Origin of the sequence: Amycolatopsis sp. NPDC047767, from assembly GCF_040704195.1 — a bacterium.
GTDB lineage: Bacteria > Actinomycetota > Actinomycetes > Mycobacteriales > Pseudonocardiaceae > Amycolatopsis.
Map to the genome: position 1 here is coordinate 111426 of NZ_JBEYSJ010000013.1, position 14517 is coordinate 125942.

The following is a 14517-nucleotide window of genomic DNA, read 5'->3' on the forward strand; positions in this document are numbered from 1 at the left end:
TGCAGTTCCAGCAGGTGGGTTGGTTTGGTTCGCCGGCCCGACGAGTCCGGCTTGACTGGCCCGTTCGCCCGTTCACTGGCCTTATCTGGTCTGGTCGATTGGACGTCGGCCTTGTCCTTGGCTTCGACCGCCGGTCAGAAGTGCCCGGCTTTGTCCGGTTTCGCTGCTAGGTGCCGGTTTCGCTTTGGCCGTCGGCTCGTTCTTTCCCCGGTCGATCCTGCGCTTCTCACGGGGCACCTCATGTCTGATCGACAAATCACGCCGAGCCGTCGGTGAACGGTCCAGCCATACCGCACCCACCAAGCCAGACCCGGCAACTGGGTCGTACCTCTCAATCACCCACCTACCTGCCGATGACCTGGGAATCCACCACCTCCACAGCGCGACTTCACCTCACCGCCCGCACCTCTCACCGAAGTTGTCCACACCCATCCCCGAGTTGTGGACAACTCGCCCCCTCGGTGGCTTGGCCAGCGTTTTTGTCGGCAGCCGCCGATAGAATGGACTCGGGGACGCCCCCCTCGGGAGGGCGGGGGCCTGTCTGCCGGGGCCGGAGGGGTGCCCTCTCAGGGGTGCGGCGGGGAGCCGGGCGCCTGTCGGGCGGTGGGGCTGGCGGTCGGGGGGCGTGGAGATCGGTTGAAGATCGGTCCGCGAGGGGTGCGCAAGAGGTTTCTTGCACAGCGTTCACCCGGGTTTGCGCAGGTCGGGGATACCCTGGCTGGGCATACTTAGTGGTTTCTTAGCGTCCGAGGGTGTGGGCCGCGTAGGGTCGTAGGCGGTGTCGGCGGAGCCCTAGGGGAGGGGCAGGCTGTGAAGTCGGCGCCGCGGGTCCGCAGTCGCGTGCGGCGGGTCCGGAAGAGCCGCCAGGAGCGGCTCGGTGGCGGTTGGCCGGCCGACTTGGGGGTAGGCCGGCCGGCCGCCAGGCCCCGGGGCGACGAGCGCACCTTCGAGGGATCATCGGGCGGGCTGCTGTTGGCACAGACCAGCCGACGTGGCTGCCTCGACCAAATCCCGCCCGGCATAGCGCCGCAACCCGCTGCCGGTCGATCTGGGGCCCAGCAAAGGTTGCCCATGGTCTCGGACCCCGCGGTCTCGTCGTGTTGGCCTGGCAACCGGCGTTCGGCACAGCTTGGCGCGGTGCCACCAAAGCCGGTTGCAGTGGGCTGCTGAGCGGCCTTTGCCCGGCAGCCGCGCCAGCCGCCGGGTTGGCGGAGCATCGCTGCGCAGCCGGGCGACCGGGTCGGCGAAAGCCCGCAGGGCTCCGACCGCCACCCCCAGCCGCCATCACGGCGGAGCGTTGCTGGGCCGCGCGTCGGGCGGTCGGCAAAGCTCGCCTCGGCGGCCAAGCATCACAACGCCGCCCAGCCAGCCGACCTCAGCCCGGCAAAGCCCGCCAACTCACCAAGCCGACGAAAGCCTCACCACCGAAACCGCGAGCCCCCAACCTCACCCCACATTCGCCGTGCACAACGCGATCGTCGAGCCGCTGCTGTCGGCGACGGTCTTTCCGTCCACCAGGATCGTGCAGGAGATCTGGTTCACGACGCTCGCGTTGGCGGTGTCGGCGGTCAGGGTGAGGATCGGGGTGCCGCCGCTGAAGGAGCCGTGGCCGTGCCACTGGTCGGTGCTGGCGGGGGCCGACTCGGTGCGCTGGTCGTTGAGGGTGCCGTAGCGGACGGTGGCGCCGCCGGCGGAGGTGACGACGAAGTCGACGTTGTGTTCGTCGCCGGGGGTGGGCGGGATGTGGAGGTCGCCGGCGGTGCTGGTGCCGAGGACCGACGGGAACAGCACCACCGTGGCCGACAGCAGGGCCGCGATCACCGCGACGATCACCGCCGTCACCGCGAGGCCCCGGCCGCCCGTTTTGCCGTGTGTGGACTGGACCGTGCCGACGATCCCCAGCACCAGCCCGACGCCGGCGAGCGGCCATGCGACGAAGCCGTAGTCCGGTACGAACGCCGCCGCGATGGCCGCCAGCCCGAGGACCAGGCCGACGAGGCCGAGGACGTTCGGCTTCGGCTTGGGCGGGGTGCGGTTCGGCGGAGTGGGCAGGACGCCGCCGGGCGCGGCGGCGATCCGGGGGTCGGGCGGGATCACGCGCCACGAGCCGGAGTCCGAGGTGCCGCCGCGGTGGGCTGAGACGGCGGATTCGGCTCGCCACGCGCCGGAGTCCGAAGATCCACGACGGGGCGCACCCTCACCGGACGCCCCGGGCCTGCCACCGCGAGAAGCAGCAGCGCCGGAATCCGAAGGTCCACCGCGACCCACAGCGGCGTGAGAACCCCCGAGGATTCCGGAATCCGAAGATCCACGACGGCGCGCACCGTCCCCCGAACCGCCGTGAACGCCGGATCCACCACCACGAGAAGCAGCAGCACCGAAATCCGCAACCCGCCGCGAAGAATCCGCGGAATCACGGCCCGGAGAGGCGCCTTCGGAACCGGTGCCAGGCGGCGCGGAAGAGCGGCCGTGGCGCGCGGGAGCGGGCGGGTGCCGCGGGTCGGGGGAGGTCATGCGTGGGGGCCTTCCGGGTCGAAGTGCGACGACGTTAACCCACGCCGACCAGTGGAAGGCGAAATCGTTACATAGCAGAAAACGTCATCTATTCACCGCACCGAACAGGCACCGGTCATTTACCATCCCGCACGTCAGCGCGTGAGCAGAGAAACCCAATTGCGCATGCGCCGCGTATACACATTATCGGCGCCGTGAATGAACGAAGCGCGCGAAATCAGTGGTCGAACAAGCTCACTTCGGGCGTGATCTCGAGCAGTTCGTGCACCGGGCGGCCGCGGCGGCCGTCGATGGTCGTCGTCCGGACCACGCGCAGGCGGGCGGTCACCGGGCGGTCGAGGTTCTCCTTGATCTGGTCGAGCAGGTCCTCGGCGACGGCGCCCTGGATCGTGCCGCCGGACTCGCGCTCCAGGTAGAAGATCCGCCGCCGCGTGCGGACGCCGTCGAGGCGGCCGGACACGGTCTCGTAGCCCACGGCCTCGCGCGATTCGCGCAGGCTGTCCCGCAGGATCCGCGCCTGCTCGGTCGTCACGCTGCGCGTCACGTGCTCGCCCGCAGTCGGCGTGAGCGCCATGCCGATGCCGGCGTGCTTGCTCACCGCGTTGACGATGTCGCTCACTGCGTTGCGCACGGTGTCGCGCTGCAGCAGTACCGCGTCGAGCGCGCCGTCGTCGGAACCGTTGGCGGGCAGGAAATCGCAGAGCTCCTTGACCGCGCGCTCGGACAACGTCTCGATTCCGTCGTGGATCAGCGCGTCGTCGAGCGCCGGCTCGGGGAAGCCGAAGAAGATCGCGTTGCCCGCCTGGCCCTTCTGGATCAGCGGCGCCTTGTCGCGGTCAGCCTGCTGGACGAAGGTGACCTCGTTGGACGGGTTGCGGATGATGTGCCCGATCTTCGCCGTCGCGTCCTGAAGCGCGCGGCTGATGTCGGAGAACGTGTACGCGTCGATGTGCGTCTCGCCGATCACCGACACGTGCAGCAGCGGCGAGCGAGACGTGCGCTCGAACTTCGCGTTGGCCGCCATCGCCGACGCGCGCGCGAGGTCGTCGAGCCACGTGCCGCCGGGGATCTCGTCGGCGATGCGCCGGAACTCGTTCCTCACCAGACCATCTCCGGGAACCCCTTGCCGCCTTCGGCCCACACGGTCGCCCACACGTCCTCGTCGCCGGGACGGCACAGGAACCCGTCGAGCATCCCGCCCACCGGCTGCACCTGCTCGAGGTACATCGCGGGCTGCCCGACGATCACCCCGCGCAGCGTGAGCAGGCCGTACAGCGCCGTTCGCCCCTCGTCGTCGAGCCGCTTGAGCGCGCCCCACTCGTCGGGCAGCAGCACCACGTCCAGGCCACGCGGCGGGTAGCCGGTGCGTGTGACGAACGCGCCGCCGATCCACGCGCGGCCCGAAGAGATCACCCGGCGGGCGACGCCGAGGTAGCTGTTGAGCGCACTGAACAGGATCTCGCGATCGTTCTGGTGCGGGGCGTCGAACACGAGCCGCTCGTAGACGTCGGCGAGATCGGCCTGGTGACGGCCCGGCGGCAGCAGGTTCTGCGGCGTCCAGTGCGGGAGCGGCATCGGACCTCCTGACCTCGCGAACCTCGACGAGAGGCTCACGGCTCCCGCGCACACCGCTGCTCACAGTGCGTAGCCGAACTTACCAGGTGGGTGTCAGCCACCTCGCCCAGGTCGGCGCGGCGCGGACTCGTGGGGCTCGTCGTCGTGCGGCCACGCGTCCACGGGCTCTTCGGCGGCCGGCCAGTTCAGGTCACCCGAGAGGTGCGGTTCGGGGTCCGGGAGTCGCCCGATGTGGTGACCGGGGGCCTCGTCCGGGGTGTACGGCTCGTCCGGGTCCACCTCGGGGTAGTCGTTGTAGACCCGTTCGGGTTGCTCGTCGTAGTCGTAGCTCGGCACCGGGATGTACTGCGTCCGCTCGGCGTCGCTCGGCTCCGGGACGTCGGGCAACGAGCCCGACGTCGAACCCGCGGCCGGAATCGAATCGGCTTCACGAGAACGCTTCGGCCGCCCCGCCCGCATGATCAGCCACATCACCAGCGCCCCCAGCAGGAACGCGACGAGCAGCCACAGCCAGATCTGCCCGAAGAGCCAGAGCATCCGCCATCACCTCTCTTCGACCGTGATCTCGACGCGCCGGTCCCCACCTTCGCCCGGCGCGGCCGTTCCGGTGCCCCGCACCAGCAGCCGGTTGGCCGGCACTCCGCCGGCCGTCAGCAGCCGCATCACCGCGCGCGCCCGGCTCTGCGAAAGCCGGACCGCCGACGCCCGACCGCCCGGACCTTCGCCGACGTGCCCGGTGATCCGGTAGCGCAGGTCGTCGGGCGCGTCCTTCAGCAGCTTCGCGACGGCACGCGCCGCCTGGGTACCCGCCGGCGTGAGCTGCGCGGAGTTCGGTTTGAACTCGATCGGCGTGTCCGCCAGCTGCGCGTCCAGCTCCTTCTGCACCCCGGCGCGATCGGTCGGCGGCGCGGACGAAGTCGTGCTCGGCGGCGTACTGCTGCTCGGCGGCGCGCTCGTCGTGGCAGGCGGCGTGGACGTCACGGAAGGCGGATTCGGCGCCGCACCACCGGAAACCGCCGCGGACTCGACCCCTTCGACACCCTGCACGATCCCCAGCGCACGCCCGGCCTGGTCCGCCGGGAAACCCGACAACGTCGCCTGCAGGCCCGAGAACGACACGTCGCCGCCCCGGATCCCGGCCGCGACGAGCGCGGAGCGTGATCGTCCCGTGAGGTCGCCTTCGATCCCGTCGGCCCGCACCCACGTGACCACCCCGGCGAGCACAGCCGTGACCAGCACCGCGACGGGGATCAGGCGGAGCCAACCGCGAGCACCGGACATAAAGGGACCATAGGCCGGTCACGGCCCGTTGGCGACCTGGTCGGGCGCGCCATTCGGGTGGCGCTGACCCGAACCTGAGCCTGGTCAGGACGCGGTGGCGTTGTCCTGGAAGTCCCGCACGTCGAGCTCCAGTGCGGCGGCCTCGGCCTGCACCAGCGGCGAGAGCCGCGGCCGCTTCGGTGACAGCCCGTCACCCATCGACTCGCCCTTGAGCTGGCGGCGGATCCACGGCAGCAGGTGCGTCTTGGTCCAGTTGAGGTCCGAGCGGCGCGAGGTGATCCACGTGGCCGGCTCCGCGGTCGGCGCGTACGGCTCGCGCCAGTCCTCGGTCACGGGCACGCCGAGCACCTCGGCGGTCAGCAGCGCGATGCGGCGGTGCGCGTCGGGCGTGAAGTGCAGGCGGTCGTCGCTCCAGGCGCGCCGGTCGTGCAGCGGCTGCATGGTCCAGAGGTCGACCATCTTCGCGCCGTGGCGGGCCGCGATCGCCCACAGATAGGTGTTGTAGATGCCGATCTTGCCGCGCAGCACGCTCATCACCGAGAGCGCCTTGGTGTCGGGACCGTTGAAGATCACGACCGGGATGCCGGCCTCGCGCAGCTTCACCACGCCGGCCTCGAACCGGGCCGCGATGGCGTCGACGTCCGCGCCGGGCACGATCACGTCGTTGCCGCCCGCGCACAGCGTGACCAGGTCGGGCTTGACCTCGAGCGCGATCGGCAGCTGCTCGTCCATGATCTCGTCGAGCATCTTGCCGCGCAGCGACAGGTTCGCGTACTGGAAGTCGGGCCGCCCCGCGGCGAGCATCTCGGCGAGCCGGTCGGCCCAGCCCCGGAAGGAGCCGTCGGGCAGCTCGTCGTTGAGGCCTTCGGTGAAGCTGTCACCGATCGCCACGTAACTGTCGATTCCGTACACGCTGGGATCCCCTTCCCGGTCTAGCCGCGCCTGCCCCGCGTTAAGTTGTACACCACAACTAACAATCGGACGTCCCCGTATCCTTCCCGGCCGCCACCCCTGGTTCAGCCGGAAGTCACAGTCTCTTATCTTGTCGGATCCTCGCGCGCCTGTATTACGGGATTTTCACCTCGATCCGGGGTGACGAACCGCTCAGTCGAGCACTGATCGGACACGCTGTGTGGCGAAGGTCTCCCGCTTCGGGCCTGCTACCCCGGTATCCGGCAGGCTGGGGATGTGACGGACGAGACGACGCCTTCGCGCGAGTCGCTCGCGCAGATCCTCGGCGGCCGCCGAGGGGCGATCGACGCCAGCATTCCGCCGGTCGCTTTCGTGGTGGGCTGGCTGGCCACCGGGCAGTCGATCTCGTGGGGTGCGATCGTCGCCATCGGGGTGGCCGTGGTGCTCGGCGCCTACCGGCTGATCCGCGGCGACAAGGCGCGTGCCGTCGTCGTGAGTCTCGCGGCCGTCGTGATCGCCGCGCTCATCGCGTTGCACACCGGCCGTGCGGAGGACTTCTTCCTGCTGCAGCTGCTCTCCAACGCGGCGAGCGCCCTGCTCTTCGCCGCCAGCATCGTCGTGCGGTGGCCGCTGCTGGGCGTGATCGTCGGGCTCCTGATCGGACAGAAGACGCGCTGGCGCCGTGACCCCGCGTTGCTGCGCGCGTACTCGTGGGCGAGCTGGGTGTGGGTGCTGCAGTACCTGATCCGCGTGGTGGTCTACGGCCTGCTGTGGTGGGGCGAGCACGTGGTCGCCCTCGGCATCGCGCGCACCGCGCTCTCGTGGCCACTGGTCGCGGCGACCGTGGCGGTGAGCGGCTGGGTGCTGTACAAGGCGCTGCCGGCCGGGCACCCGGGCCTGCGGCTCGCGCCGGAACCGGGTTCGGAAGACGGACCCAGGACATAAGGCGGCCCCCGGCGAGGGGGGAGGGTCCGGGGGCCGATGCCTACGGTACCCGGCCCGGAGGGGTTGAGTCGACGGTTTGAACACTTCGAACCAGGTTTTGGTCGTATTCACCTTGCCGAAGGCCGCGCCGCCGTCTCTCCCCAGGCGTCCACGGCGGCCAGCCACGCGGCGCCGAGCACTCCGTCGGAGCTGGTCAGCACGTCGAGCCCGGCCAGCCCGGCCCGCACGAGCGGTCCCACCGGTCCCGTTCCCGTGAGGACGCTGCCCACGAGCACCACGGGAGTTTTCTCGCCCGGGTCGCGCGTGGCGAGGGCCGTGGCGACCAGAAGATCGGCTGCCCGGGCCACGATTTCCGTCGCGGAGGACTCTCCGGCGGCCGCCGCGGCACTCACGAGGGGCGCGAACCGGGCGAGCCGGATCGGCGCTTCGGCGTTGACCTTCGTGATGAGCGCACGCGCGGTGGCCAACCGATTCGCTTCCGTGACAAGCGAATTGGGGAAATCGGGATTGTCTGAAATGGCCCCGTCGTCGCGGGAGTCCACAGGAGACGGTCCGAAGGCCTCGGCGAGCACGGCGGCCGGCAGCCCGGTGAGCGCCGGCCCGCGGCCGAGCGCCTCCAAAGTGGATCGCACCGCCTCACGCCCGAGCCAGAACGCCGACCCCTCGTCGCCGAGCAGCCAGCCGTAGCCACCCGCGGTGGCGGTCATCCGCCGGTCGCGGATGCGCCCGGCGATCGAGCCGGTGCCCGCCACGAGCACGGTGCCGTCGGGGGCCGACGTCGCCGACGCGTACGCGACCTCGGCGTCGGCCACCGTCCGAACCGCACCGTCCAAACCGATCCGTTGCCACGCCTCGGCGAACACGGCCGCGACGGTGGGGTCGGACAGCTTGCTCACCCCGGCCAGCCCGACCACGGCGGCGCGCACGTCGGTGCGCCCGCCCAGCGCCCGCTCGATCGCCGAGGCGATGCGCGCGGCCGCCTCCGCCGGCGGGTGCGAGTTGGGGTTGGCGCCGCCGGCCGTCGCCGAGCCGAGCACGGCGCCGGTGGCGTCGACCGCGATCGCTCGCGTCGACGTGCCACCGGCGTCCACGCCCACGACGAGACTCACCGGGTCTTGGTCACCTTCAGCAGCCCACGCGGGCTGTCCGGGTCGCCGCCGCGCGCGAGCGAAAGCCCGAGCGCGATGCGCTGGATCGGCAGGATCTCCAGGATCGGCGCGAGCTCCTCGGCCGTCGGGGCCACGGGGATCCGCAGCGCCGCCGGCACGTCGGCCGACGCGGACCCGACCGCGAGCACGTCGGCGCCGCGCTTGCCGACGGCCTCGAGCACCTCGCCCATCGCCGCGCCACCGTGGCCCGCGCTGGTCACGGCGAGCACGGCCGTCTCGCCGTCGACCGCCGCGACCGGGCCGTGGAGCAGGTCCGCGCCGCTGTACGCGCGGGCGGCGAGGTAGCTCGTCTCCGCCAGCTTCAGCGAACCTTCGAGCGCCGTCGCGTAGGAGTAGCCGCGGCCGGTGGTCAGCACGCGGTCGACGAAGCGGTAGCGGTCCACCGCGCGCTGCACGCCTTCGGTCGCGCCGTCGAGCGTCTGCTGGGCGAGGTCGCCGAGCTTCTGCGCGTCGGCCGCCTTGCCGCCGCGCACGGCGTCGACGAACAGGTACAGCGCGAGCAGCGTCGCGGAGTACGTCTTGGTCGCGGCCACCGCCTTCTCCAGGCCGGCGCCGATGTCCACGCCCAGCTCGGCCGCCGCGCGCAGCGGCGAGTCCGGCGTGTTCGTGACCGACACCGTGAGGGCGCCCTGGCGCCGGGCTGCTTCGGTGACCTCGATGAGGTCGGGCGAGCCGCCACTCTGGCTCACGGTGACGAAGAGCACGTCCTTCAGGTCCGGCCGCGCGCCGTAGAGCGTCGCGGTGGACGGTGACACGAGACCCGCGGGAAGACCCAGGAGGACCTCGATCAGGTACTTGGCGTACAACGCGGCGTGGTCACTCGAACCGCGGGCGGCGAGCAAGGCGAAACGGGGCGGCTTTTGTGAAATCTTTTCAGCTACTTCGGCTATTTCCCCCTGCCGCTCGACGAGCCCGGCCAGTACGGCAGGCTGCTCCGAGATTTCCGCGGCCATGTGCTCGCCGGGATGTTGTTGGGTCATCACTTTCCTCTCCGCCGGGACCGCGGTCCCGGGTGTGCTGAGCGGCGTGCGGTCAGGTCTAGACCAATGCTAGCCGGGCGGAGCGTTTGTGGTGAAGGGTACGTTTCTTGACGGGGAAGTGGCGCGATAGTGAGGGAAAGCTGAGGGAGCCGGTCATGTTGGAGACATCCCCCGCGAGTGAGGCGGGGACCACGGCGGGTGTGCGCGGACAGCGCGAACCCAAGTACTGGGCGCTGAAACAGCACCTGCTGGATCTGCTCGACGCTCTGCCGCCGGGCTCGCCGATCCCGACGGAACGGGCGCTGGCGGGCGAGTTCACCGTGTCGCGCACCACCGTGCGGCAGGCGCTGGCGGACCTGACGGCCGAGGGCCGCTTGCATCGCGTTCAAGGCAAGGGCACGTTCGCGGCCGAGCCGAAGCTCGCGCAGCGGCTGCAGCTGTCCTCGTACACGGAGGACATGCGCAAGCAAGGCCTGAAGCCGTCGTCGAAACTGCTCGAACTCGAGGAATTGCCCGTGGAGGGCGAACTCGCGAAACTGCTCGCGATCCGCCAGGGTGCGAAAATTCTTCGCCTTCGCCGTCTGCGGCTGGCCGATTCCCAGCCCATGGCGCTGGAGACGACGCACCTGCCGCTCGGGCGCTTCCGCGGGCTGCGCAAGCACATTTCGGCCGGCGGGTCGCTCTACGCGGTGCTCCGTGAGCACTACGGCGTGGAGCTGGAGCGCGCCGAGGAGACGATCGAGACGTCGCTCGCCGGCCCGCAGGAAGCCGAGATGCTCGGCGCGGACGTCGGCATGCCCGTGATGATGCTGACGCGGCACTCGTTCGCCACCGACGGCAAGCCGGTGGAGTTCGCGCGCTCGGTGTACCGCGGCGACCGCTACAAGTTCGTCACGACGCTGCTGCCGTGAGCCGGGCCGGTGGGCCCACGAGCACTCGCCGGGCCGGGCGTGGGTGGTTGCGCCCGGACCGGCGTCGCGACACCGTGTGCGCATGACTTTCGAGCGTGCGTGGTGATCGCACCGTGACGACGACCGGCAGCGGGATCCGCTGGGGCACCCCGCTGGCGCGCGGGGTGCTGTGGACGACGATCCTCGGCTCGAGCATGGCCATGCTCGACGGGACGATCGTCAATGTCGCGCTGCCCCGGATCGGCGAGGAGCTCGGCGCCACCGTCGCCGGCCTGCAGTGGATCCTCGACGGCTACATGCTGGCGCTCGCCGCGCTGATCCTCGTGGCCGGCTCGCTCGGCGACCGCTACGGCCGGCGCCGCGTGTACCTGATCGGCGTGGTCTGGTTCGGCGTCGCGTCGGGGCTGTGCTCGATCGCCACCTCGACCACGGAGCTGGTGGTCTTCCGGATCATCCAGGGCATCGGCGGCGCGCTGCTGACGCCGGGCTCGCTGGCGATCCTGCAGTCGTCGTTCGCGCACAACGACCGGGCGCGCGCGATCGGCGCGTGGTCCGGGCTGGGTGGTCTGGCCGCCGCGGTCGGACCACTGATCGGCGGCGTGCTGGTGCAGGTCTGGTCCTGGCGGCTCGCGTTCCTGATCAACCTGCCGCTGGCCATCGTCGTGGTGCTGATGGCGCTGAAGTTCGTGCCCGAGTCGCGCGACGAGACGGCCACCGGCCACCCGGACTTCACAGCCGCCGCGACGGGCGCGATCGGGCTCGCGGGCATCACCGGAGCGCTGGTCGAAGCGCCCGGCCGCGGCATCGGCGACCCGATCGTGCTGGTCGCCCTGGTCGCCGGTATCGCCGGGATGGGCGTGTTCCTCTGGCTGCAGCACCACTCCCGTGAACCGCTCGTGCCGCCCAGCCTGTTCCGCGACCGGACGTTCACGCTCTCCAACGCGCTCACGTTCGTGGTCTACGCCGCCCTCGGCGCCGTGATGATGCTGCTGGTCCTGCAGTTGCAGGTTTCCCTGAACTACCCGCCGACGCTCGCCGGCCTGGCCGGGTTGCCGATCACGATCATCATGCTGCTGCTCTCGGGCCGCTCGGGCGCGCTGGCCCAGCGCATCGGGCCGCGGCTGCAGCTGGTGGTCGGACCCATCGTGATCGGCATCGGCATGCTGCTGCTGATCCGCGTCGGACCGGGGTTCTCCTACCTCGGTTCGGTCTTCCCCGCGGTGGTCGTTTTCGGCCTCGGACTCGCGTGCACGGTGGCGCCGGTGACCGCGACGGTGCTCGCCGCGGCCCCCGACCGCTTCGCCGGTGTCGCGTCCGGTGTGAACAACGCGATCGCCCGAACGGGTGGTCTTCTTGCGGTCGCGGTGCTCCCCGCGGCCGCCGGACTCACCGGTTCGGCCTACCGCGACCCCGTCGCGTTGACGGCCGGCTGGCGCATGGCACTGCTCATCTGCGCCGTCCTGGCGATCGCCGGAGGCCTCATCGCGTTGGGGATTCACAACGGCGTGCTCGGTTCTCCGGACGACTCCGGCGCCCCTGCCGGCGTTCCCGACGGCGCCGCGGCGCCCAAGCGGACCGTGGACGACGAGTCACCCCACCCCGGCGAGTGCTTCCACTGCGGAGTGGAGGGACCGCCGACCCACGTCCGCCCGGGCCCGCCGCGCGACTGACCCCTAGGCAAGCAGCTCGGCCAGCAGCGCCGGGTCGACATTGCCGCCGGAGATCACCGACACCGTCTTGCCGCCCGGCAGCTCGCCGGCGTGGTGCAGGTACGCGGCGGTGGCCGTCGCGCCGCTGGGCTCGGCCACGATCCGCGCCCGGCGGGCCAGCACGCGCGTGGCGTCGCGGATCTCGCCCTCGGTCACGGTGACGATGCCGTCGAGCACGCTCTGCAAGTGCGCGAAGGTCAGGTCGGACGGCTGGGCGCGCAGGCCGTCGGCGATCGTGCGGGCGCGCCGGTCCATCGGCCACTCGACGCGGCGGCCGGCGCGCAGGCTCTCGGCGGTGTCGCCGGCCAGCTCGGGCTCGACGGCGATGACCTTCGCGCCGGGGCACAGCGCCTTGATCGCCGTGCCGACGCCGGAAGCGAGCCCGCCGCCGCTCACCGGCACGAGCACCGTGTCGACGTCCGGCAGGTCGGTGGCGATTTCCAGGCCCGCGGTGCCCTGGCCCGCGATCACGTCGGGGTGGTCGAACGGCGGGATGTAGGTGAGCCCGCGCTCCTTCGCCAGCGCGGCCGCGACCGGTTCCTGCTCGGCGATCGGCACCTCTATCACCTCCGCGCCCCAGCCGCGCGTAGCCTGGACCTTCAAGCGCGGTGCCACGTCCGGCACCACGATCACGGCGGGAATGCCGAAGGCGTTGGCGGAGTAGGCGACGGCCTGGGCGTGGTTCCCGCTGGAATACGCGACCACGCCACGTGCGCGCTCAGCGTCGTCGAGTGAGGCGATCGCGTTGTACGCGCCGCGGATCTTGAACGCCCCGATCTGTTGCAGGCTCTCGGGTTTGAGCCACAGTTCGCCTTCGGCCCAGTGCTGGCGCAGCAGCGGCGTGCGCACGGCGTGGTCGGCTACCCGCTTTGCCGCGGCCTCGATATCGGAGATCGTCACCAATCGCATGTGGTGAGTATGTCAGGAAAATGTGAGCCATAGTCCATCCATTGTGGACGGTCAACGTGTCCTCGCTCACGGATGGGCAACGCGGGGAGTTCCTCGCGCGCCTTACTCGTTGAACACCGCAGGGGAAGTGGCCGGGCACTAGTAGATCGGGATCATGAGTCAGCAGCAGGAAAAGACGTCGGAGCAGGGCGAGAAGAAGAGTTTCCGCCCAGCGCAGGTGGTGGCGACGGCACTGGCCGCCGTCACGGCCGCGTTGCTGGGCTCGACGCTGGGCGTGGCGGGCACCGTGGTGGGGGCCGGGGTGGCGAGCGTGATCACCACGGTCGGCGCCGAGCTGTACCTGCGTTCGCTGCAGCGCACGCGCGAGGCCGCGCTGAAGGCGCGCGCGGCGCTCGTGACCGCCGGGCAGCGCAAGGGGAGCAAGTCCGGGCTGTCGCCGGTCGACGATCCGGCGCAGATGCCCACCGTGCTGCTGCCGCTCGACCCGTCGGAGATGCCGACGGTGCGGATCTCGAAACTCACCGGGCCGCAGCAGCCGGAGCCGGAGGAATCCTTCGGTGACAAGCTGAGGAAGCTGCGCTGGCCGATCATCATCGGGACGAGTGTGGTCGCGACGGCTATCGCGATCGCCGTGGCGGTGGGGGCGGAGCTGGCCTTGCACGGCAAGGTGGGATCCGGCGTCTTCACCCATGGGAACCCGGGCACGAGCCAGCAACAGAAGCAGGATGACAACCCGCCTGCCACGTCGCAGAACAGCCCGCCGCCCAGCGAGACCGAGTCGAACACCCCGCCGCCGTCGTCCTCGTCGTCGAGCACGTCGACGAGCGAAAGCCCGACGTCTTCGAGCAGCTCGGACAGCGCTCCGCCGCCGTCGAGCACGGGTGGGGCGGCGTCGACCACGCCGAGCGCGCCGCAGACGAAGGCGGGTTCGGCGACCCCGACCCCCTAAGCGAGCCGGGACTTCAGCGCCTGCGCGGCCGCCTTCGGGTCCTCGGCGTCGGTGATGGCGCGGACCACGACGATCCGCGTCGCGCCGGCGGCGAGCACCTCCGGCAGCCGTTCGGTGTCGATGCCGCCGATCGCGAACCACGGCCGGTCGGTACCGGTTTCGGCTGTGGCCCGGACGAGGTCCAGGCCCGGCGCGTACCGGCCGGGCTTGGTCGGCGTCGGCCAGCACGGGCCGGTGCAGAAGTAGTCCACGCCGTCCTCGGCGGCCGCCGCCGTAGCCTGCTGAGGCGAGTGCGTGGAACGGCCGATCACCACGTCGTCGCCCAGGATGCGGCGCGCGAGCGGCACGGGGATGTCGTCCTGGCCCAGGTGCAGCACGTCGGCGCCCACGGCGAGGGCGACGTCGGCGCGGTCGTTCACCGACAGCAGCGCACCGTGGCGCGCGCACGCTTCGGCGAGCACCTCGAGTGCCGCGATCTCCTGCGCGGCCTCGAGCGGGGCGCCGTTCGTCTTGTCGCGCAACTGCACGATGTCGACGCCGCCGGCCAGCGCCGCGTCGACGAACTCGGCGAGGTCGCCGCGCGACGAGCGGGCGCCGGTGCACAGGTACAGCCGCGAATCGGCCAGGCGGGTGCGGATCTGTGATCCGGTCAGGGCGGGCATG

14 protein-coding genes are annotated in these 14517 nt (G+C 71.1%); 4 read left to right on the top strand and 10 right to left on the bottom strand.

Annotation, left to right across the window (positions count from 1 at the left end; genetic code table 11):
* Positions 1-1446 precede the first annotated feature (1446 nt).
* The 6 genes from AB0878_RS23720 to AB0878_RS23745 all read right to left on the bottom strand — a co-directional run bounded on the left by AB0878_RS23720 (position 1447) and on the right by AB0878_RS23745 (position 6282).
* A complete protein-coding gene (locus AB0878_RS23720) occupies positions 1447-2097 on the bottom strand; it encodes a hypothetical protein (protein WP_366582428.1) in 651 nt (216 codons plus the stop codon).
* A 634-nt stretch (positions 2098-2731) separates the two neighbouring features.
* Positions 2732-3616: a hypothetical protein gene (locus AB0878_RS23725; protein ID WP_220244693.1), complete on the bottom strand. Its 885-nt coding sequence runs from the start codon at positions 3614-3616 to the stop codon at positions 2732-2734.
* On the bottom strand, positions 3613-4089 hold the full coding sequence (locus tag AB0878_RS23730) for a hypothetical protein (RefSeq protein ID WP_366582429.1): 477 nt from the start codon (positions 4087-4089) through the stop codon (positions 3613-3615). The genes AB0878_RS23725 and AB0878_RS23730 overlap by 4 nt, the downstream gene beginning before the upstream one ends.
* Positions 4090-4182: 93 nt before the next feature.
* Positions 4183-4626 carry a LapA family protein gene (locus tag AB0878_RS23735; protein ID WP_366582430.1) on the bottom strand — a complete coding sequence of 148 codons (444 nt, stop codon included), beginning with the start codon at positions 4624-4626 and terminating at the stop codon, positions 4183-4185.
* 6 nt (positions 4627-4632) lie between these two features.
* A complete protein-coding gene (locus tag AB0878_RS23740) occupies positions 4633-5370 on the bottom strand; it encodes an OmpA family protein (RefSeq protein ID WP_366582431.1) in 738 nt (245 codons plus the stop codon).
* Between the two features lie 84 nt (positions 5371-5454).
* On the bottom strand, positions 5455-6282 hold the full coding sequence (locus tag AB0878_RS23745) for an SGNH/GDSL hydrolase family protein (RefSeq protein WP_366582432.1): 828 nt from the start codon (positions 6280-6282) through the stop codon (positions 5455-5457).
* Positions 6283-6558: 276 nt separating this feature from the next.
* Between AB0878_RS23745 and AB0878_RS23750 the strand changes: the two genes are divergently transcribed.
* On the top strand, positions 6559-7227 hold the full coding sequence (locus AB0878_RS23750) for a DUF3159 domain-containing protein (protein WP_366582433.1): 669 nt from the start codon (positions 6559-6561) through the stop codon (positions 7225-7227).
* Between the two features lie 107 nt (positions 7228-7334).
* Here the strand turns inward: AB0878_RS23750 and AB0878_RS23755 are convergent, their stop codons facing one another.
* Complete coding sequence (locus AB0878_RS23755) at positions 7335-8336, bottom strand: BadF/BadG/BcrA/BcrD ATPase family protein (protein ID WP_366582434.1); 1002 nt, start codon at positions 8334-8336, stop codon at positions 7335-7337.
* Positions 8333-9376: an SIS domain-containing protein gene (locus AB0878_RS23760; RefSeq protein ID WP_366582435.1), complete on the bottom strand. Its 1044-nt coding sequence runs from the start codon at positions 9374-9376 to the stop codon at positions 8333-8335. The genes AB0878_RS23755 and AB0878_RS23760 overlap by 4 nt, the downstream gene beginning before the upstream one ends.
* 155 nt (positions 9377-9531) lie before the next feature.
* Between AB0878_RS23760 and AB0878_RS23765 the strand changes: the two genes are divergently transcribed.
* Together AB0878_RS23765 and AB0878_RS23770 are read left to right on the top strand one after the other, a co-directional pair.
* Positions 9532-10287 carry a GntR family transcriptional regulator gene (locus AB0878_RS23765; protein WP_364049734.1) on the top strand — a complete coding sequence of 252 codons (756 nt, stop codon included), beginning with the start codon at positions 9532-9534 and terminating at the stop codon, positions 10285-10287.
* 113 nt (positions 10288-10400) lie between these two features.
* Positions 10401-11957, top strand: coding sequence for an MFS transporter (locus AB0878_RS23770; protein ID WP_366582436.1), 1557 nt, complete (start codon positions 10401-10403; stop codon positions 11955-11957).
* Positions 11958-11960: 3 nt separating this feature from the next.
* Here AB0878_RS23770 and AB0878_RS23775 read toward each other — a convergent pair whose 3' ends face one another.
* Positions 11961-12905, bottom strand: coding sequence for a threonine/serine dehydratase (locus AB0878_RS23775; RefSeq protein WP_366582437.1), 945 nt, complete (start codon positions 12903-12905; stop codon positions 11961-11963).
* 154 nt (positions 12906-13059) lie between these two features.
* On the opposite strand from AB0878_RS23775, the gene AB0878_RS23780 reads away from it, so the two are divergent.
* A complete protein-coding gene (locus tag AB0878_RS23780; RefSeq protein WP_366582438.1) occupies positions 13060-13854 on the top strand; it encodes a hypothetical protein in 795 nt (264 codons plus the stop codon).
* On the opposite strand, the gene thiE is transcribed toward AB0878_RS23780, so the two are convergent.
* Positions 13851-14516: a thiamine phosphate synthase gene (thiE, locus tag AB0878_RS23785; RefSeq protein ID WP_366582439.1), complete on the bottom strand. Its 666-nt coding sequence runs from the start codon at positions 14514-14516 to the stop codon at positions 13851-13853. The two genes, AB0878_RS23780 and thiE, sit on opposite strands and share 4 nt — an antisense overlap.
* Between the last annotated feature and the right edge of the window lies 1 nt (position 14517).

Coding starts and splice junctions, on each gene's coding strand:
- AB0878_RS23730 (WP_366582429.1), bottom strand. CDS start 4,089: ATGCCGCTCCCGCACTGGACGCCGCAGAACCTGCTGCCGCCGGGCCGT.
- AB0878_RS23735 (WP_366582430.1), bottom strand. CDS start 4,626: ATGCTCTGGCTCTTCGGGCAGATCTGGCTGTGGCTGCTCGTCGCGTTC.
- AB0878_RS23740 (WP_366582431.1), bottom strand. CDS start 5,370: ATGTCCGGTGCTCGCGGTTGGCTCCGCCTGATCCCCGTCGCGGTGCTG.
- AB0878_RS23760 (WP_366582435.1), bottom strand. CDS start 9,376: ATGACCCAACAACATCCCGGCGAGCACATGGCCGCGGAAATCTCGGAG.
- AB0878_RS23765 (WP_364049734.1), top strand. CDS start 9,532: ATGTTGGAGACATCCCCCGCGAGTGAGGCGGGGACCACGGCGGGTGTG.
- AB0878_RS23775 (WP_366582437.1), bottom strand. CDS start 12,905: ATGCGATTGGTGACGATCTCCGATATCGAGGCCGCGGCAAAGCGGGTA.
- AB0878_RS23780 (WP_366582438.1), top strand. CDS start 13,060: ATGAGTCAGCAGCAGGAAAAGACGTCGGAGCAGGGCGAGAAGAAGAGT.
- thiE (WP_366582439.1), bottom strand. CDS start 14,516: ATGCCCGCCCTGACCGGATCACAGATCCGCACCCGCCTGGCCGATTCG.